Below are 22,657 nucleotides of genomic sequence, written 5' to 3'. Positions count from 1 at the left end.
CGCCACCCTGTGAGACTTGCCCAGCCCGTGTCATGCCTCTGCAGTGACGCCCCTTATCTCCCCCCCTCACACCACCTTCATCAGCCTCAACGCGTCATGGATCGCCGCATGGGTATTGCGGGTCGCGACGGCGTCGCCGATGCGATAGAGCTGGAAGCTGCCCTCTGCTGCGCGCTCGGTGTGTTCCGGACTCGGGCCGTCCACCGGTTGGGCGAGGCCTGCGATCAGGGCGTCGTAGTCCACTGCCCCGCCATTGCGTGAGTGAGGCTTGAGTTCGAAGTAGAGATCTTCCATCGGGCGGGCGCCGTAGTTGACCACTACCTGATCGACGAGGCGCTGATCCGCGTAGGCACCGGTGCCCTTGCCCTGCGCCACGGCGTCATCCAGATAATCACTGCCGATATGGGCGATCAGCTGGCCCTTCTCACTGCGCGTGACGCTGCCGAGGCGATAGGTCGGCGTGAAGGTGACGGCGAGACGCTGCAGGCTGCGCATGTAGGGCACCAGGTTCATGGCCATGATTTCCGGCGCGAAGGTGCGGTCTGGCGTCATCATCTCGAGCCTGGCACCGGAGTTGGCGATCATCTCGGCGGCCTGTAGCGCAGCGTGGTCACCCGTGTCATCAAACAGCAGCACGTTGCGGCCAGGCATGACATGGCCCGAGAGAATGTCCCAGCTGGAGACGACCAGCTCGCTGCCGACCTGCGGCATGTCTTCCTCGGGATAGCCACCGGTGGCGACGATGACGACATCGGGTTGCTCCGCCAGCACATCCTCGGCCTCGGCGAAGACGTTGTAGCGCATCTCGACGCCGAGCGCCTCACAGCGACTGATGCGCCAATCGATGATGCCGATCATCTCGCGTCGCCGCTCGCTCTGGGCGGTGAGGCGAATCTGGCCACCGGGTTGATCGGCCGCTTCCAGCACTACCACCTGATGCCCACGCTCACCGGCGACGCGTGCGGCCTCGAGCCCTGCCGGGCCCGCGCCAATGATCACGACCTTGCAGGTGACCTCGGCAGGCGTGATGTCATGGGGTTGCTCCAGCTCCCGCCCGGTCGCAGCGTTATGGATGCAGTAGGCGGAGCCACCCTGATAGATGCGATCCAGACAATAGTTGGCCCCGACACAGGGGCGGATGGTCTCCTCCTGCCCGGCCATCAGCTTGCGCACGATGTGCGGGTCCGCCATGTGGGCGCGCGTCATGCCGACCATGTCGACCTTGCCAGTGGCGATGGCGTGACGTGCGGTGGCGATGTCCTGAATCTTGGCGCCGTGGAAGGTCGGGAAATCCATCGCCTCGCGAATCTGTCCGGCGAAGTCGAGATGCGGCGCACTGGCCATGCCCTGGATCGGGATGACATCGGTGAGGCCCGCATCGGTATCGATATGACCGCGTACCACATTGAGAAAATCGACCTGACCGCTATCGCGCAGCAGGCGCGAGACCTCCAGGCCATCGCTGGCATCCAGCCCACCACTCAGACACTCATCTCCGGTGTAGCGGACACCAACGATGAACTCGCTGCCCACCCGTGCGCGAATGGCGCTCAACACTTCCATGGTGAAGCGCAGCCGATTCTCGAGACTGCCGCCGTAGGGGCCCTCCAGGGTATTGGTGAGCGGCGACCAGAACTGATCCATCAAGTGGCCGTAGGCCTGCAACTCGATACCGTCGAGGCCGGCTGCCTGCATGCGCTCGGCGGCGTCGGCGTAGTCCTGGATCAGCCGTGCGATATCCCAGTCCTCGACCCGCTTGGGAAAGGCGCGGTGCGCCGCCTCACGACGATGGGACGCCGAGACCGCCGGCAGCCAGTCGGCCTTGTCCCAACGTGTGCGGCGTCCCAGGTGAGTGAGCTGGATCATCACCGCGGTGCCGTGCTCATGACAGGCATCCGTCAGCTCGCTGAGCCACGGCACCACCTCATCGCGATACGCCAGGATGTTGTTGAACACCGGCGGGCTGTCCTTCGCCACCGAGGCGGAGCCCGCCGTCATGGTCAGGGCGATGCCGGCACGCGCACGCTCCTCGTGATAGGCGCGATAACGCGCCTTGGGCATGCCATCTTCCGGATAGGCAGGCTCGTGGGAGGTCATCATCAAGCGATTCTTGAGGGTCAGATGCTTGAGCGTGAACGGCGTGAGCAGCGGGTCCTGAGCCATGTGGCCTCCTGATGAGCAGACAGCTAGAACAGGGGTGTCTTTATTGCGTACACCTGTGTACATACGCTGACTATAGTCCTAGGCTTCAGGCCATGCGTCACCGGACACGCCGTTCTCGCCCGCCTGACGCAGCCAGACTCGTCGCTGTCGCAAACAGCATGCTCTTGGCGTCATCGCACGATCGACCTCACATGAGCCTCACCATCCCCCGCCTTTCAGGAGACCGCCGATGCCAGAGTCCCCAAGCGTCCCCCCGGCAAGTGACGGCGCCCAGGCTGCCGGGCGCGGCAAGGCCGAGGACTGGCTGGAAGCCGCCTATCAGCAGCTGTTGCTGGGCGGCGTGGATTCGGTGCGCGTCCTGACATTGGCCAAGACGCTGGGCCTGTCACGCACCAGCTTCTACTGGAGCTTCAAGGACCGCGACGCCCTGCTCACCGCGCTGCTCGCACGCTGGGATGCCCACAATACCGCCGGCCTGATCGGGCGCTGCGAGCAATACGCCGCCACGGTGGTGGAAGCCATGCTCAATGTCTTCGACTGCTGGCTGGATGCGTCACTGTTCGATTCACGCTTCGAGCTGGCGATCCGCAACTGGGCCTCTCAGAACGCGGAGGTCGCCGCTGCCGTCGCCCGCGCCGATCAGGCACGCATTCAAGCGCTGACCAGCATGCTGATGCGCTACGGCCAGCCCGAGCAACTCGCCAACGTGCGGGCACGCACCACCTACCTGACCCAGATCGGCTATCTGTCGATGCGCACTCAGGAAAGCGTCAGCGAGCGCATCAGCCGCGTCGCCGAGTATGTCGAGGTCTTCGTCGGCGAGCGCTGCGAGCCTCAGGAGCTGGCACGCTTCGCGGCCCGTCACCCGGCCTGAAAGGACAAAGCCCTCACCGACGGCAGTCGGCAAGGGCTTGGCAGAAACATCAACGGCTAGCTGTCACATTCAATGGCACTCGAGCCAGCTCTTGGCGCAGGATCGAGCTCAGGGGTCAGCTTGGAGTAGAGCGCGCTCAGAAGGCTTCCCACTCCTCCTCTTCACGACGCTGGGAACCGCGCGGGGCGCTTGCCGGCGGCGGGAAAGCCGTCTGCTCGCCATCCGCCATCGGCTGAGTGTTCATGTGCGACATGGACTGATGCGACACGGATTGGCGCGACATGGACGATGTTGCCATGTCCTGAGCGCCCGCCACCTTGAAGCCTGCCATCAGCTGCTCCAGTGCCTGAGCCTGTGCGCTCATGCTGCGCGCCGCGCCACTGACCTGATTGACCAGGGTGGTATTCTGCTGCGTCATCGCATCCAGCTCGCTGACCGCGGTATTCACCTGGCCGACGCCGGCACTCTGTTCACGCGCGCCGGCGCTGATCTCGGCGATCATGTCGTTGACACGCTCGACACTGGAGAGAATCTCGGCCATCGCCTGACTGGCGTCCTTCACCTGCGCCACGCCCTGCTGAGTGTGCGAGATCGACTCATCGATCAAGCCGCGAATCTCGCGGGATGCATCACTCGAGCGCGTCGCCAGGGTGCGCACTTCCTGCGCGACCACCGCAAAGCCACGCCCATGTTCACCGGCCCGCGCCGCTTCCACCGAGGCGTTGAGCGCCAGAATGTTGGTCTGGAAGGCGATGCCATCGATCAGGCTGATGATCTCGCTGATGCGCTCGGCGGAGCGATTGATGTCTTCCATGCTCGCCTGCGCCTTGCGCATGTCGTCATTGCCGCGGCGGGCCTGCTCGGAGGTCGAATTGACCAGCTGACTGGCCTGCTGCGCGGAATCGGCACTGTGCTGCACGGTGGTGGTGATCTCCTCCATCGAGGCCGAGGTTTCCTGCAGGCTGGAGGCGGACTGCTCGGTGCGTGCCGAAAGCTCCTCGTTGCCCTGGGCAATCTCGCCGGCGGCCTGATTGACGGCGCCCGTGGTGCCCCGCACCTGACCGACCACTCTGCTCAAGTCCTCGCCGACGCTGTTCATGGCCGCGGTCAGCTTGCCGATCTCATCCTGACGCTGACTGGTGATGCGCTGGGACAGATCGCCCCGCGCCAGCGCCTGAGCCAGTGACACCAGCGCATCCAGCGGACGACTGATCAGACGCCGCTCGAGGAAGTAGAGGATGCCGGCCACGGCCAGCGCCAACAGCAGTGCCAGCCCGAAGACCTGATTGCGGACCTGCGTGATGCCCGCCGTCACTTCCTGCTTGTCGATCGTGGTCGCCACCACCCAGTCCCAGGCGGGATAGTGCTGGAAGCTGGTGATGCGATCACTGTCTTCACCCGCCAGGCGGTAATCGATCTGACCGCTGTCGGCGGCGAAGAGCGGCGCGAAGGCCGGCTCGCCCTGCGCATTCTTGAAGTCCATCAGCGAGCGGCCCTGCCACTGACCCGTCGTCAGCACCTTGCCCTGCTGGCCCGGCGCCGTGCTCGCCACCAGACTGAAGTCCTTCTCATGCAACTGGATATTGGTGATGGTGGCATACAGCTCATCGATCTGCTCGCCGACATCCACCCCGATGAACGAGGCCCCGATGAGGTTGTCATTGAAGTCGGTGATCGGACGATAGCGCGTCATGTAGTGACGGCCCGCCAGATAGAGCATGCCGGTATAGGGCTGGCCGGCATTCAGCGCATCCTTGACCCCACCACTCAGCGTCAGCCCGAGCAGGCTTGAGCCATCTTCGGTCTTGAGGGTGGTGGCAATGCGCACGAAATCCTCACCATCGCGCACGAAGAAGCTGACCGGCGCACCGGTTCGATTGGCGAAGTCGGCCAGATAACCGGATTGATTGTTGAGCATGAAGCCGGCATTGAGCAGCGCCGGTGCATCACGCTCGCCGATCGGCAGACGTCGGTCCTCGATCAGCGTGAAGTTGTCAGGAATGGTCGCCAGGAAGGCATTGAGCATGCGCGTCACGCTGGACTGCATGGTGGTGTCGAACAGCTCGATGGTGTTGGTGATCTGTTGCTGCTGCTGAGCGAGAGCGCGTTCGGTGCCCTCTTCTACCTGCATCTTGCTGGCCGTCGAGAACACCAGGCCCAGCGCCGTGAAGGCCGCCATCATCAACATCAATACCAGCAAGGCGAGCTTGCTGCCGACACTGGCGCGGGCCAGACGCTTTTTTATTGTCATCACTACGCGATACCCCGATCGATCCATGAGAGAAGTATCACGTCTATCGGCCACCGGACTCAGAACTGTAGCGTTGCTGCTGACGAGTGGGTGCTGACGAGTACTGACGACTGGGCTCAGACCAGCGGCGACTGGAGCGCCGCTGGTCAGTACGCCCGCATTCATGACTCTCTCAGCCATCGCCCCTCAGCGTGTCGCGTGTCGCCTGCCACCAGTCATCCAGCATCTGGCGTTCGGCATCGGTCATCTGGGTCATGTTGGCCAGCGGCATGCTCTTGTCGACCACCGTGCGCTGGTGGATACGCATGGCCTGACGCTGGATGTCATCCCAGCCATTGAAGGCCACGCCGGCTGCCGGAGCCGTCAAGCCGATCAAGTTCGGCGTGTCACTGTGACAGCCGGCGCAGCGTTGCTCGACGATATGACTGACCTTGTCTCGCAAGGCCTGATTCTCCCCCGGGGCCTCATTGTCAGCGGCGCTGCTGGCCGCCACAGTTACTGAAGGCGCGCTTGTCTCGGCAGTTGCAGGCGCCGTCTGTGAGCGCGGCGCGCAGAGCAGGATCACGCCGATCAGCGCCAACACTGCCCCTACGGGTACCCACAGGCGCTTGACGCCCTTGTGGTGATCCACCGTGGCGATGCGGATCAGACCGCCCGTCACCAGCAACAGCAGAATGACGCCCAGGCGATAGTCATTGGCATACAGCAGCGGGTAGTGGTTGCTGATCATCATCAGCACCGCAGGCAGCGTGATGAAGGTGTTGTGCACCGAGCGCTGCTTTGCGCGCTGGCCGTGGATCGGGTCCGGCGTTTCCCCACGCTGGGCAGCAGCCAGCAGAGCCTTCTGACCCGGGATGATCACATTGAAGACGTTGCCCGCCATGATGCTGCCCATCAGCGCGCCCATCAGCAGGAAGGCGGCACGCCCCGAGAACAGTTCGGTCGCCACCCACGCTGCCAGCGTCAGCCACACACCGACGGCGACGAACAGCGCCCCGGCATGGCGCTTGAAGGGGCTGCGACACAGCGCCTCGTAGCCCAGCCAGCCGCCGACGAGCACGCCCAGAGCGCTGCACACGGCGAGCGTGCCGCTCATCTCGAACACGCGCGGGTCGATCAGGTAGGCGTGCGGCTGAAGCAGGTAGATCAGCGTGAAAAGTCCCATCCCGGAAAGCCAGGTGACATAGGCCTCCCACTTGAACCAGTGGATCTCGCTGGGCAGCGTTTCACTGACCCCATCATGGCGAAACAGATGATAGAGACCGCCACCATGCACCGCCCACAGCTCGCCGCCGGGGCGGCCATCTACCGCATGAGCAGCAGGCTTTCGCCGGTTGTCGAGCCAGATGAAGAAGAACGATGCGCCGATCCAGGCGATCCCCGCCATGACATGCAGCCAGCGGGTCAGCAGCATCGCCCAATCGAGAAGATATGCGCTCATGCCGGCTCCTTAGCTGCCGCGGTAGACACTGTAGGCCCACGGAGTGACCAGCAGCGGAATGTGATAATGGCCACTGGCCTCGAGGGTGAACTCGACCGGCACCCGGCCGAGCATGCCCTTGCCCACCGTGCGGCTGGCAAAGTAATCCCCGACCTGAAACGTCAGACGATAGACGCCGGAGAGATCAGCGGAAGCCTCGGTTTCCTCAAGCAGCGGCGCATCGAGACGCCCATCGGCATTGGTCGTGACCTGCGCGATCTCGTGAAAGTGACCCTGCGCATCCTGGCGCTCCAGGGTGATATGCACACCGCTGGCAGCGATGCCTTCGGCCTGATTGAGCACATGCGTCGTCAGTCTGGGCATGGCGATTTCCTGTTCTTGTGTGGATGTGGCGGGTACGACTCGAATCTGGGCAGATGGAAGCTGTACGAATGAAGACTGTGTTCTGTTTTCTGGCCAGGCCTGCTCTGGCCTGCCGTCAGCGGTTGGTGGTATTGCACCCGATGAGTGCATTGCTGCATTCTGACCTATCGGTCAAGGTGCAGGCCGTATCGCCCCATGACAGACGCCGCTCGGCGCCGTCAGGCAGGTCAGTGGCGATACAGCCTTGTCGTCAACCGCTGGCATGGCGATGCAGCGTGTGACACAGCGTTGGTCAGACGCGTTGCCAGCGACGGCATGCGCCTTGCAAGCTGATGATTCCGTGAGCTTTTCAAACCTATCCCCCTCTCTGGAGCAAGGCGCATGCCAATCGAGACCCCGATGCACTATCTGGTGATGCTGGACACGCTCAACGCCCTGCCACCCGAGGCGCTGGCACGACGCTTGAGTGGTCTCTATGAGCACTCGGACTGGGTGGTGGAACGCGCCGCGGCAGAGCGCCCGTTCGCGAGCATGGAAGTCCTGCTGACGGCGTGTGCCAATGCGGTACGCCAGGCCAGTGATGCCGAGCGCCACCAATTGATTCTGGCCCATCCTGAGCTGGCTGCCGGCAAGCTGGAGACCCTGACGCCCGCCTCGCAGGGCGAGCAGCGTGGCGCAGGGCTCGATCAGCTCGATGACGCCACCCGTGAACGCTTCCTGACGGCCAATGCCGACTACCAGGCGCGCCATGGCATTCCGTTCATCATCTGCGTCAAGGGCCACAGCGCCAGCAGCATTCTCGAGGAACTGGAGCGCCGCCTGCCGCAATCCACCGAGGCGGAATACCAGGAGGCTCTGGCCCAGATAAATGCGATCGCCGCAGTGCGCCTGCCGGGGCTGCTCGAGGCTAGTTAGTGACCAGCGCCCCTGCGGCCGCCAATGGGTGCTGTCTTACGCGTTCTGTCTCATGCGTGCTGTCCTACACGTGCCTGACGGCCACGGCCTCGATACTGGCGATCAGTGCCGCCAGGGCCTTGGCGACATCGTCTTCGGTCACCGCCTCCAGCGGGTGGTGGCTGATACCGCGCTCACAGCGCAGGAACAGCATGCCCACCGGACACAGATGACTGACCGCCATGGCGTCATGCCCGGCACCACTCGGCAGCCGGAATGGCGCCTGACCGGTAGCCGCGATACCGGCATCGACGGCCTGCATCAATCCCTCGTCACAGGCCACGGCATCGGCCGCATGCGTCTGCTCGCAGTGGAAGGTGAGGCCCCGTCGCGCCGCGATTCTATGCGCCTCGTTCAAGAGTTCATCCAGCGCACGATCCCGCTGCGCATCGTCCAGCGCGCGGATATCCAGACTCAGTGCCGCCCCCCCGGGGATGACATTCACCGCCCCGGGACGCAGCTCGCAACATCCCACGGTCGCGACCAACGAGTGGTCCGCCATGTCAGCGCGCTTGCCCGCCTGGACATCACACGCCAGCGATTCCACCGCCAGTGTCCACTCCGCCGCCGCACACAGCGCATCCTGACGCAGCGCCATCGGCGTGGTGCCGGCATGCCCCGCCTGGCCGACGAAGTTGACCGCGAAGCGTCGCGCGCCGGCGATGCCGGTCACGGTGCCCAGCGCCAGATTCTCGGCTTCCAGCACCGGGCCCTGCTCGATGTGTACTTCCAGATAACCCAGCGGCGGATTCGCCTGCAGGCTGGCCCTGGCAGCCGTCTGCCCGGAAAGCCCGAAACGTTCGAGCGCGTCGCCAAGCGGGATGCCGTCCTCATCCTCTACCCGCTCCCAGTCCGACTGCCAGCGTCCGGCGATGGCATGGCTGCCGAGCAGGGTCGCACCGAAGCGGGCGCCCTCTTCATCACCGAAACCGACCACTTCCAGCGCGAAGGGCAAGCTCTGCTCGCCGGCATCGGCGCGCTGCCTGAAATGTGTCAAGGCGGCCACCCCGAGCAGGACACCAAGAATGCCGTCATAACGGCCGGCGTCCGGCACACTGTCCAGATGCGAGCCGATCACCAGTCGCGGCACGCCGGCTTCGCTGTCAGCGGCAGCGATGAGAGCGGGTGGACACCAGCGGCCCCAGAGATTGCCGGCGCCATCCTGCCAGCTGCGCAGACCGGCAGCCTTGAGCCAGCCAGCCGTGGTGGCATTGGCGGCGGCGTGTTCCGGCGTCAGATAGCGGCGGTTGATCCCGCTGTCGCTGCTCGAGATCGCCGCCAGGGTGTCGCAGGCGGTCAGCACATCGGCGGCCGTTTCCAGCGGCGCGGTGACGTCCGGGGGTATGGATCCGGCATCACTCATGACTGGCCTCCCGCGCTGGGATTGGCACGGCCATTGGCCGCCTGTCTCTGATGCTCCTGATAGAAGTCCAGCGCGGCGCCAACGCCACCGCCGGCCACTGTCTTGACGCCACCCCGGCGCAGAGTCTGCTCCAGCGCCGCCAACGTGGTCAGTACGGTATCGCGACGCGCGTTGTAGCCCATCACGCCGAGACGCCAGACCTTGCCGTGCAGCGGGCCGAAGCTGGTGCCGATCTCGATGCCGAAGTCCTCCAGCATGCTGCGGCGCAGACCATCGCCATCCAGGCCGTCGGGAATCATCACCGCGCTGACGTTGTTCATGCGGTGGGCCTGATCGCCGAACAGCGCAAGCCCCAGCCCCTTCAAGCCTTCGACCATCGCCTGACCATGCAGCGCATGGCGCGCGATGGCGTTGTCCATGCCTTCATTGACCAGCAGGCGCGCACACTCACGTGCGCCATACAGCATGCTGGTGGCTTCGGTGTGGTGATTGAGGCGCAGCTCTCCCCAGTAGTCGAGCACCATGGAGAGATCGAAATAGTTGGAGCGGATTCGCGCGCCCGGCTCCGCCAGACGATCACTGCCGCTGCTGATGCCCGCCTCGACATGCCGCCGGGCATGCACCACCTCCACCGCACGCGGCGACAGCGTCAACGGCGAGCTGCCTGACGGCCCCGCCAGACACTTCTGCAAGCCTGCGGTGACGGCGTCCAGCCCCCACTCATCGGTCTTGAGCGGATTGCCCGCCAGCGAGGCCGTGGCATCGCTGTAGAACAGCACGCCTTCGCGGCGACAGATGGCGCCGATGTCTTCCAGCGGCTGGCACATGGTGGTCGAGGTATCGCCCTGCACCAGCGCCAGCACACTGGGCTTGACCTCGCGAATGGCGGCTTCGATCTGCTCCGGGCGGAACACCTGGCCCCACTCGCATTCCAGCGTATGCACCTCGGCACCGCAGCGCTCGGCGATCTCGCGCAGCAGATGACCGAAACGGCCGAAGATCGGCACCAGCACACGCTCCCCCGGCTGGATCAGCGAGACCAGCACCGCCTCGATACCGGCACGCGAGGTGCCATCGATCAACAGGGTGGCATCATTGGTGGTCTCGAAGACGCCGCGATAGAGCTGCATCGTCTCGTTCATGTAATACGTCATCGCCGGGTCGTACTGGCCGATCAAGGGAGCGGAAAGCGCTCGCAATACACGCGGGTCCGCATTGATCGGACCGGGGCCCATCAGCAGGCGCTGGGGAGGATGAATCTGGTCAAAGGTCGGGCTCACGGTCGCTCCTCGTGCAGCAGGGCATGGAATGCAGGAAGACTCGCCAACTCGCCGAGCCTCATGCTCAGACTACTGCAACAAGTGCGCCAGAATTTCAGAAATGAAACAAATGTTGAATTTCTGATGTATTCGACGGGCGCCCCCGCCCTGTCATGGCGTGCGCATCGAGGGGCAAAAGGCAACCTGGCAACCGAGTGACAGAAAGCCAGCTCGGCAAAAGACGGCATGCCTGCAAGATAACGCTATAACTCTGGTATCCACACTGACCGGTGTCGCTTTGACAGTGCATCCCTTGCCTGCCAGGCACCATGACGGGGCATGAATGAGCTGAATCGACGCTTTCATTACCTGTTTCATGCGCCGGCGCTCACTGCCCGAGGCTGAACTCGCCACATGAGTCTGTTATACAAGGAGGCATCGGATGAGTGAGGGTTGCCTCATCCGACCTGATCATCGCTGCCGGAGAGCCACATGACGCTGGAACAACGCCTGGAACGAGCAACGGAACTGGCCAGACAGGCTGGTGAACGCATGGTGCAAGCGCGCGAGGAGCAGGGTTTCGCGCACCATTACAAGAAAGGCGATGAGCTGGTCACCGACATCGACGTGGCGATCGATACCTTCCTGGCGGAAGCGCTCAAAGCCGAATTTCCCGAGGATGCGCGCCTTACCGAAGAGCTGTCACCCGAGCGGGATGTGATTGGTACCAAGGGTGGCCTGTGGGTGATCGACCCCATCGACGGTACCGTCAATTTTGCCCATGGTCTGCGCCATGTTGCCGTGTCCATCGCCTGGTGCGAGCGCGGCAAGATCCAGATGGGGGTCGTACATGCGCCCTTCCTCGGCGAGACCTTCACCGCCATCCGCGGCAAGGGAGCCTGGCTCAACGGCGAGAGCATCTCGGTCAGCGAGACCGATGAGATGAGCCGCGCGCTGGTCGCGACCGGCTTCCCCTACAACCGTGACAGCCGTCCGCCGCTGCTCAAGCGTCTCTCGGCCATGCTGCTGGTCTGTCAGGATGTACGCCGCAACGGCAGTGCCGCGCTGGACCTCTGTGATGTGGCGTGCGGACGTATGGATGCCTATTACGAAAGCGTTTCCCCCTGGGACTTTGCGGCGGGCCTTCTGATCGCGCGTGAAGCCGGTGCGCGCACGGGGCACCTGTATCGCTGCCCGGACGGCATTCCCGATGAGCTTTATGGCGAGAATATCGTGGTGGCCTCACCGGCCTTGCATGCCCCGCTCAAGCGCCTGCTGGAAGAGGCCGATGCCAGTTCAGGGCTGCCGGGGCTGTAGTGAAGAACTCACATACAGGACTGTAGTGACGCGGCTGTGATGACATGACTTTCATGACCTGACTTTCATGACATGACTTTCATGACATGACTTTCATGACATGACTTTCATGACATGAGTTTAATGAAAGACTGCCGCTGCAATACGCAAGAGCCCCGCCAATTGGCGGGGCTCTGTGTTTCTGGCTGGCTGACACTCGGCATCAATCGCCCAGGTTACCGCCCTTCTTCTTGCCCTTGGCGGCCGACTTGCTGGTCGCCTTGCTGCTGTCTTTGCTGGCGTCTTTGCTGGCGTCTTTGCTGGCAGAATCCTTGCTCGCCGGCTTCTTGTCAGTGCTGGGCGCTTTCTTGCTAGAAGCTGCCTTGCCGGCAGGCTTGGCCGCTGGTTTGCTTGATGCTTCCTTGCTGGCTGGCTTGGCGGCGGACTTGCTGGCCGCTTCCCCTTTGGCGCTGGCCTTGCCGGTGGCAGCACCTTGAGGCGCGGTGGCGGTTGATCCAGCCTCAGCAGTCTTGGCAGCGGCTGGCGCCACCGTCGGCTCCTTGAGCAGGCTCAGCCGTTGGCCGATTTCCTGCCACAGGCTGCGATAGCTGACCGCCGGTGAGCTGTTGCGCGAGAAAGTCCCGATGGGCTTGCGCTCGATTCCCATGCGCTCGACCACGCTGGAATACGGGATAAAGCCACTGAGCTGCAACGGATAATCCTGCTTGAGCGATTCCATCACATCCTTGTGCAATGTCTTGCGGCGATCCACCAGAGTGAAGAACGGCCAGACGGGCACATCGAGATCGATCTCGGCCAGATAGGCGTTCAATTGCTCCAGGGTACGCAGCGACAGAACCGTGGGAATGATCGGCACCAGCAGGGTATCGGCAGAGGCGAAGACCTGCTCGGAAAGACTGGAAATGCTCGGCGGACAATCGAGGATGACGAGGTCGTAGTCATCGCGTACCGGCTTGAGGACCTTGCGCAGTCGGGTGCGCTTCTCTTCCTCGAGTATGTGGTCGAGATTGCGGTAGGAGAATTCCGCCGGCAGGACATCCAGGTTCTGATAATCCGTGGAACGGATCACGCGGGACATGTCCTGCTTGCCGCTGATCAGCTTCTCGACCCCGCCCTTGAGCTTGGGCTTGGTACGCACGTAGAAGGTCGCAGCGGCCTGCGGATCAAGATCCCACAGCAACACACGCAGGCCACTGTTGGCGGCACAATGCGCCAGATTGATGGCAGAAGCAGTCTTGCCCACGCCCCCTTTGATGCTGTACACCGCAGCGATTTTCATGGCTCCCTCCCGTCATTCCAGTTTGTGCAACGTTAGCACAATCCGGCGCCATGTCCCTGACTGACAACGGCGAAACGGGAGAAAATGATATGACAGTTTTATGTCAGACAGGCTCTCGCTCATCGACCAGGCCGCGCTTGAGCAACTGGTTCGTGAGGCGATTGAGCAACAATCCGTACATCGGCAGGAACAGCAATATCGAGATGGCCAGCTTGATCGCGTAATCCACCCAGGCGATCTCGATCCAGTGAGCCGCCATGAAAGCATCGGGCCCATTGCGGAACGCCACCGAGAAGAAGGCAAAGGTGTCAGCGAGATTGCCGAACAATGTCGACGCCAACGGCGCGATCCACCAGTGGGCATTGCGACGCAGACGATCGAACACCTGAATGTCGAGCAACTGACCGATCACGTAGGCAATGAAGCTTGCCAGCGCGATACGGGCCACGAACAGGTTGAAGTCAGCCAGTGCCTCTACCCCGGCAAAGCTGCCCGCCTGAAACATCACCGACACCATGTAGCTGACCAACAGCGCCGGCAGCATGACCAGCGCAATGATGCGCCGCGCCTGATGCTTGCCGAACAGACGCACCGTCAGATCCGTTGCCAGGAAGATGAACGGGAAACTGAAGGCGCCCCAGGTGGTATGGAAGCCGAACAGGGTCATCGGCAACTGCACCAGGTAATTGCTGGCGGTGATGATGAGGATGTGAAACAGGGCCAGGGCGACGAGTGCGCGCTGCGTCTGGGCAGACGAGAGGAGTAGCATTGCAGGTCCTTTTTGGATCAAAGCCGTCGTCCAGGGGTGAGGGAACCCTGTCACGAGCGTGTTGAGGTTTGCGTCGTTGATGCTGACATCAGCTGCCATGGCCTGACATCGGCCTTGACGCCTTGTCGCAGCGATTGAGCGCTGCAGGCATGCGTCAGCCGACATGCTTCACTGACAACCGCCGCGAGGCTTGCACATCGCCAGAACGCAAAATGGCCGCGCATCGTATCACGATGCGCGGCCATTGACAGGTACCTGCGGGGAAAATCTGGCCAGATGGTCAGGCCGTCAGTCTCCCCCGGCGCCCCTTACGTTGCAAAGACAGCGATGCAATGAAATCCATGCAATGAAAGCGAGTGTCAGAGTCACTTCTTCCAGATGCTGGCATCGACCTTGCCCTTGAGCTCCGGGAACTGCTCCGGATCAAAGGTCGGCTCCTTGCCGGCCTTATGCTGACGGTCGTAATCCTTGAAGATACGGAAGGCCAACGGCGACAGCAGCAGGATGGCGATCAGGTTGATCAAGGCCATCGCGCCCATCGACAGATCAGCGAAGTTCCAGATGTTCTTCAGGCTGGCGACAGCACCGAGCATGACCATGCCGAGCACGGCGAAGCGGTAGACCATGATGACGGCCTTGGCGTTCTTCTTGCCGGCGATGTACTCGATGTTGGACTCGCCATAGGAGTAGTTCGCCACCAGTGAGGTGAAGGCGAACAGCAGAATGGCGATGGCCACGAAGCCGCCACCCCAGCTACCGACCTGTGAGGACAGCGCTGCCTGGGTGATCTGGATGCCGTCATTGCCGCCATCGTTGCCCAGGGTGCCGCTCATGATGATGATGGCCGCGGTCGCGGTGCAGATGACCAAGGTGTCGATGAACACGCCCAGCATCTGGACGAAGCCCTGGGACGCCGGGTGCTTGGTGGTCGCCATCGCGGCGGCGTTCGGGGCGGAACCCATACCCGCTTCGTTGGAGAACAGCCCCCGCTTGATGCCGTTCATCATCGCTTGGGCAATGGTGTAACCCAGCGCGCCACCTGCGGCCTGCTCAAGACCGAAGGCACTGCGGAAGATGGTGCCCAGCGCCGCCGGCAGCTCGGTGATGTTGATGGCCACGACGAAGATGGCCAGCAGCAGATAGAGCAGCGCCATGAGCGGCACGATCAGCTCGGCGGTACGCGTGATGCGCTTCATGCCACCGAAGATGATCGGCACCATGACCACGACCAGCACCACCCCCATGATCCACGGCGGCACGCTGAAGGCCTGCTCCATGGCCAGTGCGATGGAGTTGGACTGCACTGAGTTGAAGGCCAGACCGAAGGCGATGATCAGACACACGGAGAACAGGATCGCCATCCAGCGCTGACCGAGGCCCTTCTCGATGTAATAGGCCGGGCCACCACGGAAGGTGTTGTCATCGTGGGAGACCTTGTAGGCCTGCGCCAGGGTGGACTCGATGAAGCTGGTGGACATGCCGACCAGCGCCGTCATCCACATCCAGAAGATGGCGCCCGGGCCCCCCAGGGAAATCGCCACGGCAACACCGGCAAGGTTACCGGTACCGACGCGCGCCGCCAGAGAGGTCGCCAGTGCCTGGAAGGAAGAGATGCCGCCTTCGCTGCCCTGACGAGACGTGGCCAGCAGCTTCCACATATGTCCGAAATAACGGAACTGGATACCCTTGGTCATGACCGTGAAGAAGAGACCCGCTCCAATGAGCAGGTAAATCAATACACTGCCCCACAGCAGGCCATTGCCTGCATCGATCAACGCCAGAATCGGCGCTGGAATGATGGACGTTGTTTCCGACATGTCGGTCTCGCTTTGGCGGGTTTTTGGTCTTGTCGACGCTGCCAGGGCAACGGAAAGCCCATGGCTTTCCTGCGACTGACAGCGAGCAACCACTACGATCGGGCTGCTCGACATGCTTTGGTGAGCGCCATTCTTCATATCCCACGGGGATAAGCAAGAAGAGCCCACTGTAAAGCGGACTTCTACGCCCGAATTCTAGGGGAAAAATAGCGCAACGGCGGTGTTTTTCACTGCCACCTAGACTTTAGATGAACACGGTAATGTTTCACGTCTTGTTTGGCTCGGGCATAATGCGCCCCCTTCCGGAAGTCGCCGCCTGCCAGTGGCGGCCCAGGACTTATCGGGCGCAGACTCGCGACTCATCGATTGCCGTTGCGCAACGGCGATCCCGCGAGTGTGCGCTGCGATCAGGCGGTGCAACTCCCTGACACCCACGCACCATAACCGCCATAACGGCACCCGGTAGCGCGCTTTGTCCCGGCGCCTGCCTTTGATTACAGGTGATACATGGAACTGACCAGCTACGCGGCGTCCCCGCTTTCGCTGCTCGCCCCGATCATAGCCATCGGTCTCGCAATACTGACACGTCGTGTCATGCCCTCCCTCGGGCTGGGTATCGTGTCAGGCGCCCTGCTGCTGAATGATTTCTCGCCGCTCGTCACGCTGCACTATCTCTGGCAGCAGCTGGTGGCCGTCTTCATCGAGATGCCGGACAGCGGTCAGCTTGCCGAGGCCAGCCTCAACAGCTGGAACGTCTATATCCTGCTGTTCCTGCTGGCACTGGGAGCCATGGTCGGCGTGATCACGCTGGCAGGCGGCACCCGTGCCTTCGGCAACTGGGCGCGGGCGCGTGTCACTACCCGCCGTGGCTCGCAGCTGATGACCGTGCTGCTGGGGGTATTCATCTTCATCGATGATTATTTCAATAGTCTGGCAGTGGGCAATATCTGTCGTCCGCTGACCGATCGTCAGGGGCTGTCGCGCGCGCGCCTAGCCTATCTGATCGATTCCACCGCCGCGCCCATCTGCGTGTTGACGCCGATCTCGAGCTGGGGTGCCTACATCATCAGCCTGATCGCCGGAATCCTGGCGACGCACCACATCACGGATGTGAGTCCGTTCGGTGCCTTCCTCGAGCTGTCCGCCCTCAACTACTACGCGATTGCGGCGCTGGTGCTGGTGATCGCCTCGGCGTGGTTCGACATCAACTTCGGTGCCATGCGCCGTCATGCCATCGCGGCGCGCGACGGTGAGCTTTTCGATGCCAAGCGCGGCAATCCGCCGGGCAACACTCACGTGGAAGAATCCGAGCGTGGCCGCCCCATGGACCTGCTGATCCCGATCATCGTGCTGGTCATCGCGACCTTCTTCATGATCGTGCAGACCGGCGCCAGCGCACTGGCCGCCGAGGGTGAGGCCTTCGGCCTGATTCGCGCCTTCGAGCTGACGGATGTCGCCAAGTCGCTGATCATCGGCGGCGCCATCGGCCTGCTGGCCGCGGTAGTGATGCTGCTGCGTCATCGCATGGGCGCTGGTCGCAGCCTGAGCGCCATCGCCCAGGGCGCCAGCTCCATGCTGCCGGCCGTCTATATCCTCGTCTTCGCCTGGTTGCTGACCGGCATCATCGGCTCTCTGGGAACCGGCCAGTACCTGGCCACGCTGGTCGAGGGCGTCGTGTCTCCAACCTGGCTGCCGATGCTGCTGTTCGTGCTCTCCGGCCTGATGGCCTTTGCCACCGGCACCAGCTGGGGCACCTTCGGCATCATGCTGCCCATCGCCGGTGACATGGCGGCCGCCACCGAGCTCGCCATGATGTTGCCGATGATGGGCGCGGTGCTGGCCGGCTCCGTGTTCGGGGATCACTGCTCGCCGATTTCCGACACCACCATCCTGTCCTCGACGGGGGCCAGCTGCCATCACATCGATCACGTGATGACCCAGTTGCCCTACGCCCTGCTGGGTGCCGCTATCTCGCTGATCGCTTACCTGGTGATGGGCCTGACCGACAGTACCCTGTTCGGCTGGTTGAGCCTGGCGGGTCTGCTGGTCATCAGCATTGCCTGGCTTGCACGCCGCGAGATGGCCAATCCGGTCGTGGCACGCACCTGATGCAATAATCGCTGCCTTGCTGAAAAAAAGCCCCCGCCATGTCTCATGGCGGGGGCTTTTTCATTATTGGAGCAGCGCGGGCCGCGTCATGCGTCCGCGATATCACTTCTTCGACTCACGCGCTACGTGCCTCACTCGCCTGACCGACGCCCGCCTCGCTCAGCGCCTCACGCACATCTTCCAGGCTTGAGGGGTTATCTATCGTCGAGGGCACCTGGTATTGCTCGCCCGCGGCGATCTGACGGATCATCTTGCGTAGTATCTTGCCTGAGCGCGTCTTGGGTAGACGCTCGACGATCAGCACCTCCTTGAGCGAGGCAAAGGCCCCGATTTCCTGGCGTATCCGCTGGGCAAGCTCGGCGCACAGGCTGGCTTCATCCCCCTGCCAGCCATCCTTGAGAATCACCAGTCCCAACGGCATCTCGCCCTTGAGCGAATCCTCGATGCCGATCACCGCACATTCCGCGATCGCGGCATGTGCACCGAGCACCTGCTCCATTTCACCCGTCGACAGGCGATGCCCCGCCACGTTGATGACATCGTCAATGCGTCCCATCACGAACAGATAGCCCTGCTCATCGAAGTAGCCGCCATCACCGGACAGGTAATAGCCGGGGTAGGCGGCAAGATAGGCAGCATGGAAGCGTCCGGGGTCCTGATAGAGTCCGGTCAGGCAGCCCGGCGGCAGCGGCTGACGCAGCACGACATTGCCCTGCTCTCCCATGGGCACCTCATCCCCCATGCCATCGAGAATCTGCACATTGAAGCCCGGCAACGGCCAGGTGGCGCTACCGGCACGCGCCTCGGCCGGCGCCTTCACCTCGCGGCTGCCTTCGGTGAACATGTCGAGGCCCAGCAGGTTGCCGGCGATGGGCCAGCCGGTTTCGGTCTGCCACCAGTGATCGACGACCGGCACCGGCAGGAGATCGGCGAGCCAGTGATAGGTCGGCGGGTCCAGTCGCTCTCCGGCCAGGAACAGACTGCGCAGGCTGGAAAGGTCGTAATTGGCCATATGACTGGCTTCCGGGTCTTCCTTCTTCATGGCACGAAACGCCGTCGGCGCAGTGAAGAAGCAGTTGATGCGGTATTCCTCGATCAAGCGCCAGAAGGCTCCGGCATCCGGGGTCTTGACCGGCTTGCCCTCATACATGACGGTACTGGCCCCCATCAGCAGCGGGCCATAGACGATATAGGAGTGCCCGACGACCCAGCCGATGTCCGAGGCCGCCATGAAGGTATCCCCGGGGCGGGTCGCATAGAGAAGCTCCATTGAATAATGCAGCGCCACGGCGTAACCGGCGTGATCACGCACCACTCCCTTGGGCTTGCCGGTGGTGCCGGAGGTATAGAGGACATAGAGAGGTTCGCTGCCCAGCATGCTGACCGCTTCGGTGGCCTGGGCGCTGGCCAGACATTCATGCCAGTCATGATCACGCGGCCCGAGTGTCGCCCGCTGCTGTTCACGCTGCAGGATCAGACAGGCTTGCGGGGTATGCTCGGCAAGCTCGATGGCTTCATCCAGCCAGGGCTTGTAGGGAATGATGCGATCGACTTCCACCCCGCAGGACGCCGCCATGATCACCTTGGGCGCGGCGTCATCGATACGTACCGCCAGCTCCTTGGGGGAAAAGCCGCCGAAGACCACTGAATGCACCGCCCCGAGACGTGCACAGGCCAGCATCGCCATCATGGCCTCGGCGACCATCGGCATGTAGAGCACGACACGGTCGCCCTTCTCCACCCCGAGATTGCGCAATGCCCCCGCCAACAGGGCCACCTCATCACGCAGCTCACGAAACGTGTACTGCCGCTTGCTCTGGGTGACCGGCGAATCCCAGTACAACGCGACCTGATCCGCGCGCCCATTGGCGACATGATGATCCAGCGCGGCATGGCAGATGTTCATCTCGCCATCGATGAACCAGCGTGCATGCTGTTGCTCATCCCAGGCCAGAATGGTCTGCGGCGGGCGAAACCAGGCGATGCGTTGCGCCTGCTCAGCCCAGAAGTCTTCTGGCGTCTCGTTGGCTCTCGCCGTCAGAGCTAGATAACGCTCGCGTGCACAGGAGTGATTGGCGTCGGGCATGGCGTACCTCGTGATCCACGAATGGCTTTGTGGGCATCTCTTGCCTGCCCTGACGCAAGGCCTTGTCTCCGGGGCCCGTTGACCGGACCTCTTTTCATGTCGTCATTGATGTCGCTCGCCAACGGCGATGCGACAGACGACGATGGAGGAAGGACAGGCAGTACAGAGACACCTGAACCGATAGTTACGTTGAAACCTTAGGCCAAAAATCGCCCTTCAAACGTGCTCGGCTCACCGTTTTCAGCGTCTGATGGTCTTATACTCAATCCTTGGTCGCAGACGACCTGACAGCATGAAAGGCGTCATTCGCGCAATAAAACATACGCTTGAACGCGGTCTCACAGCAGATGCGACAAAAAGTCAAAGCCTGAGAACGACAAAGTCGATGATTTATCGTTTAAGATTGTCTTGGACGTAGCACGCGGAGTTATTGATCATTCACTAAAACAAGGTTAGGTCATAACAACATGCCAATGGCCCATTGCGTCCCTCGGGATGCACCAAGATAGACCGACCGGGAGAGACCGCATGAACGCAACACTTTCTACAGCTGCAAGGAATAACCCCATGCCAGTGTCCAGCGATGCCATCACCCTGCACCAGGCCGGTGACCGCGTCATCGAAGAAGCCACTGCCCTGCTCAAGGCGATGGGCAACGAGAACCGCCTGCGCATCCTGTGCCTGCTCAGCGACAGCGAAATGTCGGTGAGCGAGCTCAACTCGCGCCTGGAACTGTCGCAGTCCGCGCTGTCGCAGCATCTGGCGATTCTGCGTCGTGAAGGCATGGTGCGGACGCGCCGCGCTTCGCAGACCATCTACTATTCGCTGCAAGGCCCCAATGCCGCAGGTGTCATTCGTGCCCTGCAGGACCTCTATAACTGAAAAAGGGCGCCAGCCGGTGACTGACGCCCTTTGAGGGGAATGTCGCTGAGTCACGCTGATCGTGACCCGCTAGACATCTGTATCACTCGCCGACTCCAACAAGATCGGGCAGGCCACGGAATGGCCTTCCAAGCCTCTTCTCTTCGCCCGCGACGGCAATCTGTCGCTTATTGCTGATGCCAGCGCGACTCCGCATTGCGCTCCAGCACGCGATCCAGCACACGATCCAGACTCGAAGTCACGCCCTTGCCGAAACGGTCCATCACGCGGCGCGGCTTCTCGAGACTCACCTCGAAGATCTTGACCTCTTCCTTCAGATAGCGTGCCAGCAACGCCTGACTGGTACCGACCTCGTCGATCAGACCGATATCGATGGCCTCACTGCCATACCAGATATCACCCTGGGACACTGCCTCGACGTCCAATTGCGGGCGACGGCTGCCGACATGCTGCTTGAACAGCTCATGGGTGCGCGCCAGGTCCGACAGGAACTTCTCACGCCCTTCTTCACTGTTCTCGCCGAGCATGGTCAAGGTGCGCTTGTAACGCCCCGCCGTCAGAATCTCGACATCCACATCATGCTTCTTGAGCAGACGGTGCACATTGGGCACCTGCGCCACGACACCGATCGAGCCGATGACCGCAAAGGGCGCTGCCACCACGTGGTCCGCCGCACAGGCCATCATGTAGCCGCCACTGGCCGCGACCTTGTCGACCGTGATCGTCAGGCGCGCGCCACTGGCACGCAGACGGTCCAGCTGTGCCGCGGCCAGGCCATAGGCATGCACCAGGCCACCACCGGACTCCAGTCGCAGCACGACCTCATCCTGCTGACCCAGCACGCCTTCCAGTGCCGTGATCTGCTCCGCCAGGCTTTCCACACCGCTGGCCTTGATGTCGCCGACGAAGTCGAGCACGAAGACCCGACGCCCACGCGTACTGGCCGGCGCATCGTCCTTGTCCGCATTGTCGCCCTTGTTGGCTTTCGCCTTGGCCTTGAGCGATTTCTTAAGCGCCTTGGCTTCCTGCTTGTGCTTCTTGGCCCGCGCCTTCTCCTTGGCGGCGTACTCGGCCTCTTCCAGGCCGGCGTGGCTCAATTCGCGTTGATAGCCCTTGATGCGCTCATGCCAGGGACGAATCTTCAGCTTGGGCTGGCGCTCCCCCGCTTCCCCCTGTCGTGCACGTGCAATGATGAGCACGATGGCCGCGATCGCGACCACTACGGTGATCGCCTGGGCCAGAAATAGGCCGTACTGTGAAATCCATTGCATGCACTTGCTCCTGAAACATTGAAGAAGGTGTCTGATCTCTCGCCTGCACGTGAGCGGCGAACGCTCGCTCTCGAGTGCATGGTTGTCAGGCAGAAGGTCAAGGCATCTGCCACACGACCAGGACCCCATAACGAAATCACCGGCTAAAGGGCCGGTGCGGGATGGTACTCGATATGGGGGCAAGCTTGCCCGCCTGCAAGGCTGGCAAGCGCTTGGGTAGATTTCATACTACTCGTATTGTCATGGGACTGGCGTACCGCCTGCGCGGGCTCTCAAGGTGGCCTGGATGCCATCCGTACGTTGTCTCTGTACGCTACTTCTGCACATTATCTCTGCACGTTACTTCTACAGGTTCAGAGCTGGGCGCTGAAGCGCGGAACACGCCAGATCGATCACACGACTTGATTGGAACGCTCGTTTGAAATAGTCTGATGTCAGTCTTGAAGGTCAGCAGCGTGA

Annotated in this window: 16 protein-coding genes; 5 read left to right on the top strand and 11 right to left on the bottom strand. The window is 62.3% G+C overall.

The window, feature by feature from the left end; all coding sequences use genetic code 11:
- Positions 1–66: 66 nt before the first annotated feature.
- A complete protein-coding gene (locus tag CLAM6_RS08090; RefSeq protein ID WP_153635694.1) occupies positions 67–2,163 on the bottom strand; it encodes an NADH:flavin oxidoreductase in 2,097 nt (698 codons plus the stop codon).
- A gap of 229 nt (positions 2,164–2,392) precedes the next feature.
- Between CLAM6_RS08090 and CLAM6_RS08085 the strand changes: the two genes are divergently transcribed.
- Positions 2,393–3,037 (top strand): TetR/AcrR family transcriptional regulator, encoded by a 645-nt coding sequence (locus CLAM6_RS08085; RefSeq protein ID WP_153635693.1) that lies wholly within the window; start codon positions 2,393–2,395, stop codon positions 3,035–3,037.
- Between the two features lie 136 nt (positions 3,038–3,173).
- Here CLAM6_RS08085 and CLAM6_RS08080 read toward each other — a convergent pair whose 3' ends face one another.
- The 3 genes from CLAM6_RS08080 to uraH form a co-directional block, all read right to left on the bottom strand.
- Positions 3,174–5,315, bottom strand: a complete 2,142-nt coding sequence (locus CLAM6_RS08080) for a methyl-accepting chemotaxis protein (protein WP_172978658.1) — start codon at positions 5,313–5,315, stop codon at positions 3,174–3,176.
- A gap of 145 nt (positions 5,316–5,460) precedes the next feature.
- Entirely contained in the window at positions 5,461–6,729 is a 1,269-nt protein-coding gene (locus CLAM6_RS08075; RefSeq protein WP_153635691.1) for a urate hydroxylase PuuD, read from the bottom strand.
- A gap of 9 nt (positions 6,730–6,738) precedes the next feature.
- Positions 6,739–7,092: a hydroxyisourate hydrolase gene (uraH, locus tag CLAM6_RS08070; protein ID WP_153635690.1), complete on the bottom strand. Its 354-nt coding sequence runs from the start codon at positions 7,090–7,092 to the stop codon at positions 6,739–6,741.
- A 381-nt stretch (positions 7,093–7,473) separates the two neighbouring features.
- On the opposite strand from uraH, the gene uraD reads away from it, so the two are divergent.
- Positions 7,474–8,007: a 2-oxo-4-hydroxy-4-carboxy-5-ureidoimidazoline decarboxylase gene (gene uraD, locus CLAM6_RS08065; RefSeq protein ID WP_153635689.1), complete on the top strand. Its 534-nt coding sequence runs from the start codon at positions 7,474–7,476 to the stop codon at positions 8,005–8,007.
- Positions 8,008–8,071: 64 nt separating this feature from the next.
- Here uraD and CLAM6_RS08060 read toward each other — a convergent pair whose 3' ends face one another.
- Positions 8,072–9,409 carry an allantoate amidohydrolase gene (locus CLAM6_RS08060; RefSeq protein WP_153635688.1) on the bottom strand — a complete coding sequence of 446 codons (1,338 nt, stop codon included), beginning with the start codon at positions 9,407–9,409 and terminating at the stop codon, positions 8,072–8,074.
- Positions 9,406–10,689: a pyridoxal-phosphate-dependent aminotransferase family protein gene (locus CLAM6_RS08055; RefSeq protein WP_277876254.1), complete on the bottom strand. Its 1,284-nt coding sequence runs from the start codon at positions 10,687–10,689 to the stop codon at positions 9,406–9,408. The genes CLAM6_RS08060 and CLAM6_RS08055 overlap by 4 nt, the downstream gene beginning before the upstream one ends.
- Positions 10,690–11,160: 471 nt before the next feature.
- On the opposite strand from CLAM6_RS08055, the gene CLAM6_RS08050 reads away from it, so the two are divergent.
- Positions 11,161–11,985 (top strand): inositol monophosphatase family protein, encoded by an 825-nt coding sequence (locus CLAM6_RS08050; RefSeq protein WP_153635687.1) that lies wholly within the window; start codon positions 11,161–11,163, stop codon positions 11,983–11,985.
- 202 nt (positions 11,986–12,187) lie between these two features.
- On the opposite strand, the gene CLAM6_RS08045 is transcribed toward CLAM6_RS08050, so the two are convergent.
- From CLAM6_RS08045 to CLAM6_RS08035, 3 genes are all read right to left on the bottom strand, one after another.
- Complete coding sequence (locus CLAM6_RS08045; RefSeq protein WP_153635686.1) at positions 12,188–13,264, bottom strand: ParA family protein; 1,077 nt, start codon at positions 13,262–13,264, stop codon at positions 12,188–12,190.
- Between the two features lie 103 nt (positions 13,265–13,367).
- Positions 13,368–14,033 (bottom strand): 7-cyano-7-deazaguanine/7-aminomethyl-7-deazaguanine transporter, encoded by a 666-nt coding sequence (locus CLAM6_RS08040; protein ID WP_043332715.1) that lies wholly within the window; start codon positions 14,031–14,033, stop codon positions 13,368–13,370.
- 365 nt (positions 14,034–14,398) lie between these two features.
- Entirely contained in the window at positions 14,399–15,850 is a 1,452-nt protein-coding gene (locus tag CLAM6_RS08035) for an alanine/glycine:cation symporter family protein (RefSeq protein ID WP_043332717.1), read from the bottom strand.
- A 507-nt stretch (positions 15,851–16,357) separates the two neighbouring features.
- Between CLAM6_RS08035 and CLAM6_RS08030 the strand changes: the two genes are divergently transcribed.
- Positions 16,358–17,959, top strand: coding sequence for a Na+/H+ antiporter NhaC family protein (locus CLAM6_RS08030; protein WP_153635685.1), 1,602 nt, complete (start codon positions 16,358–16,360; stop codon positions 17,957–17,959).
- A 115-nt stretch (positions 17,960–18,074) separates the two neighbouring features.
- Here CLAM6_RS08030 and CLAM6_RS08025 read toward each other — a convergent pair whose 3' ends face one another.
- Positions 18,075–20,045, bottom strand: a complete 1,971-nt coding sequence (locus tag CLAM6_RS08025; RefSeq protein ID WP_153635684.1) for an AMP-binding protein — start codon at positions 20,043–20,045, stop codon at positions 18,075–18,077.
- Positions 20,046–20,612: 567 nt separating this feature from the next.
- Between CLAM6_RS08025 and CLAM6_RS08020 the strand changes: the two genes are divergently transcribed.
- Positions 20,613–20,927, top strand: a complete 315-nt coding sequence (locus CLAM6_RS08020; protein ID WP_054556050.1) for an ArsR/SmtB family transcription factor — start codon at positions 20,613–20,615, stop codon at positions 20,925–20,927.
- A gap of 167 nt (positions 20,928–21,094) precedes the next feature.
- Here CLAM6_RS08020 and sohB read toward each other — a convergent pair whose 3' ends face one another.
- Positions 21,095–22,198, bottom strand: a complete 1,104-nt coding sequence (gene sohB, locus CLAM6_RS08015; RefSeq protein ID WP_153635683.1) for a protease SohB — start codon at positions 22,196–22,198, stop codon at positions 21,095–21,097.
- Positions 22,199–22,657 lie beyond the last annotated feature (459 nt).

Origin of the sequence: Cobetia sp. AM6 (genome assembly GCF_009617955.1) — a bacterium.
In the GTDB taxonomy this organism is placed as follows: Bacteria; Pseudomonadota; Gammaproteobacteria; order Pseudomonadales; family Halomonadaceae; genus Cobetia; species Cobetia amphilecti.
Note: the sequence above shows the minus strand (reverse complement) of the source record. Positions and strands in the feature narration are given on the sequence as shown.

Excerpts from the sequence above, each read along its gene's own strand:
- CLAM6_RS08085 (WP_153635693.1), top strand. The coding sequence starts at position 2,393 with ATGCCAGAGTCCCCAAGCGTCCCCCCGGCAAGTGACGGCGCCCAGGCT.
- CLAM6_RS08025 (WP_153635684.1), bottom strand. The coding sequence starts at position 20,045 with ATGCCCGACGCCAATCACTCCTGTGCACGCGAGCGTTATCTAGCTCTG.
- CLAM6_RS08040 (WP_043332715.1), bottom strand. The coding sequence starts at position 14,033 with ATGCTACTCCTCTCGTCTGCCCAGACGCAGCGCGCACTCGTCGCCCTG.
- uraD (WP_153635689.1), top strand. The coding sequence starts at position 7,474 with ATGCCAATCGAGACCCCGATGCACTATCTGGTGATGCTGGACACGCTC.
- uraH (WP_153635690.1), bottom strand. The coding sequence starts at position 7,092 with ATGCCCAGACTGACGACGCATGTGCTCAATCAGGCCGAAGGCATCGCT.
- CLAM6_RS08045 (WP_153635686.1), bottom strand. The coding sequence starts at position 13,264 with ATGAAAATCGCTGCGGTGTACAGCATCAAAGGGGGCGTGGGCAAGACT.
- CLAM6_RS08050 (WP_153635687.1), top strand. The coding sequence starts at position 11,161 with ATGACGCTGGAACAACGCCTGGAACGAGCAACGGAACTGGCCAGACAG.
- CLAM6_RS08090 (WP_153635694.1), bottom strand. The coding sequence starts at position 2,163 with ATGGCTCAGGACCCGCTGCTCACGCCGTTCACGCTCAAGCATCTGACC.
- sohB (WP_153635683.1), bottom strand. The coding sequence starts at position 22,198 with ATGCAATGGATTTCACAGTACGGCCTATTTCTGGCCCAGGCGATCACC.
- CLAM6_RS08060 (WP_153635688.1), bottom strand. The coding sequence starts at position 9,409 with ATGAGTGATGCCGGATCCATACCCCCGGACGTCACCGCGCCGCTGGAA.
- CLAM6_RS08030 (WP_153635685.1), top strand. The coding sequence starts at position 16,358 with ATGGAACTGACCAGCTACGCGGCGTCCCCGCTTTCGCTGCTCGCCCCG.
- CLAM6_RS08075 (WP_153635691.1), bottom strand. The coding sequence starts at position 6,729 with ATGAGCGCATATCTTCTCGATTGGGCGATGCTGCTGACCCGCTGGCTG.
- CLAM6_RS08035 (WP_043332717.1), bottom strand. The coding sequence starts at position 15,850 with ATGTCGGAAACAACGTCCATCATTCCAGCGCCGATTCTGGCGTTGATC.
- CLAM6_RS08080 (WP_172978658.1), bottom strand. The coding sequence starts at position 5,315 with ATGGATCGATCGGGGTATCGCGTAGTGATGACAATAAAAAAGCGTCTG.
- CLAM6_RS08020 (WP_054556050.1), top strand. The coding sequence starts at position 20,613 with ATGCCAGTGTCCAGCGATGCCATCACCCTGCACCAGGCCGGTGACCGC.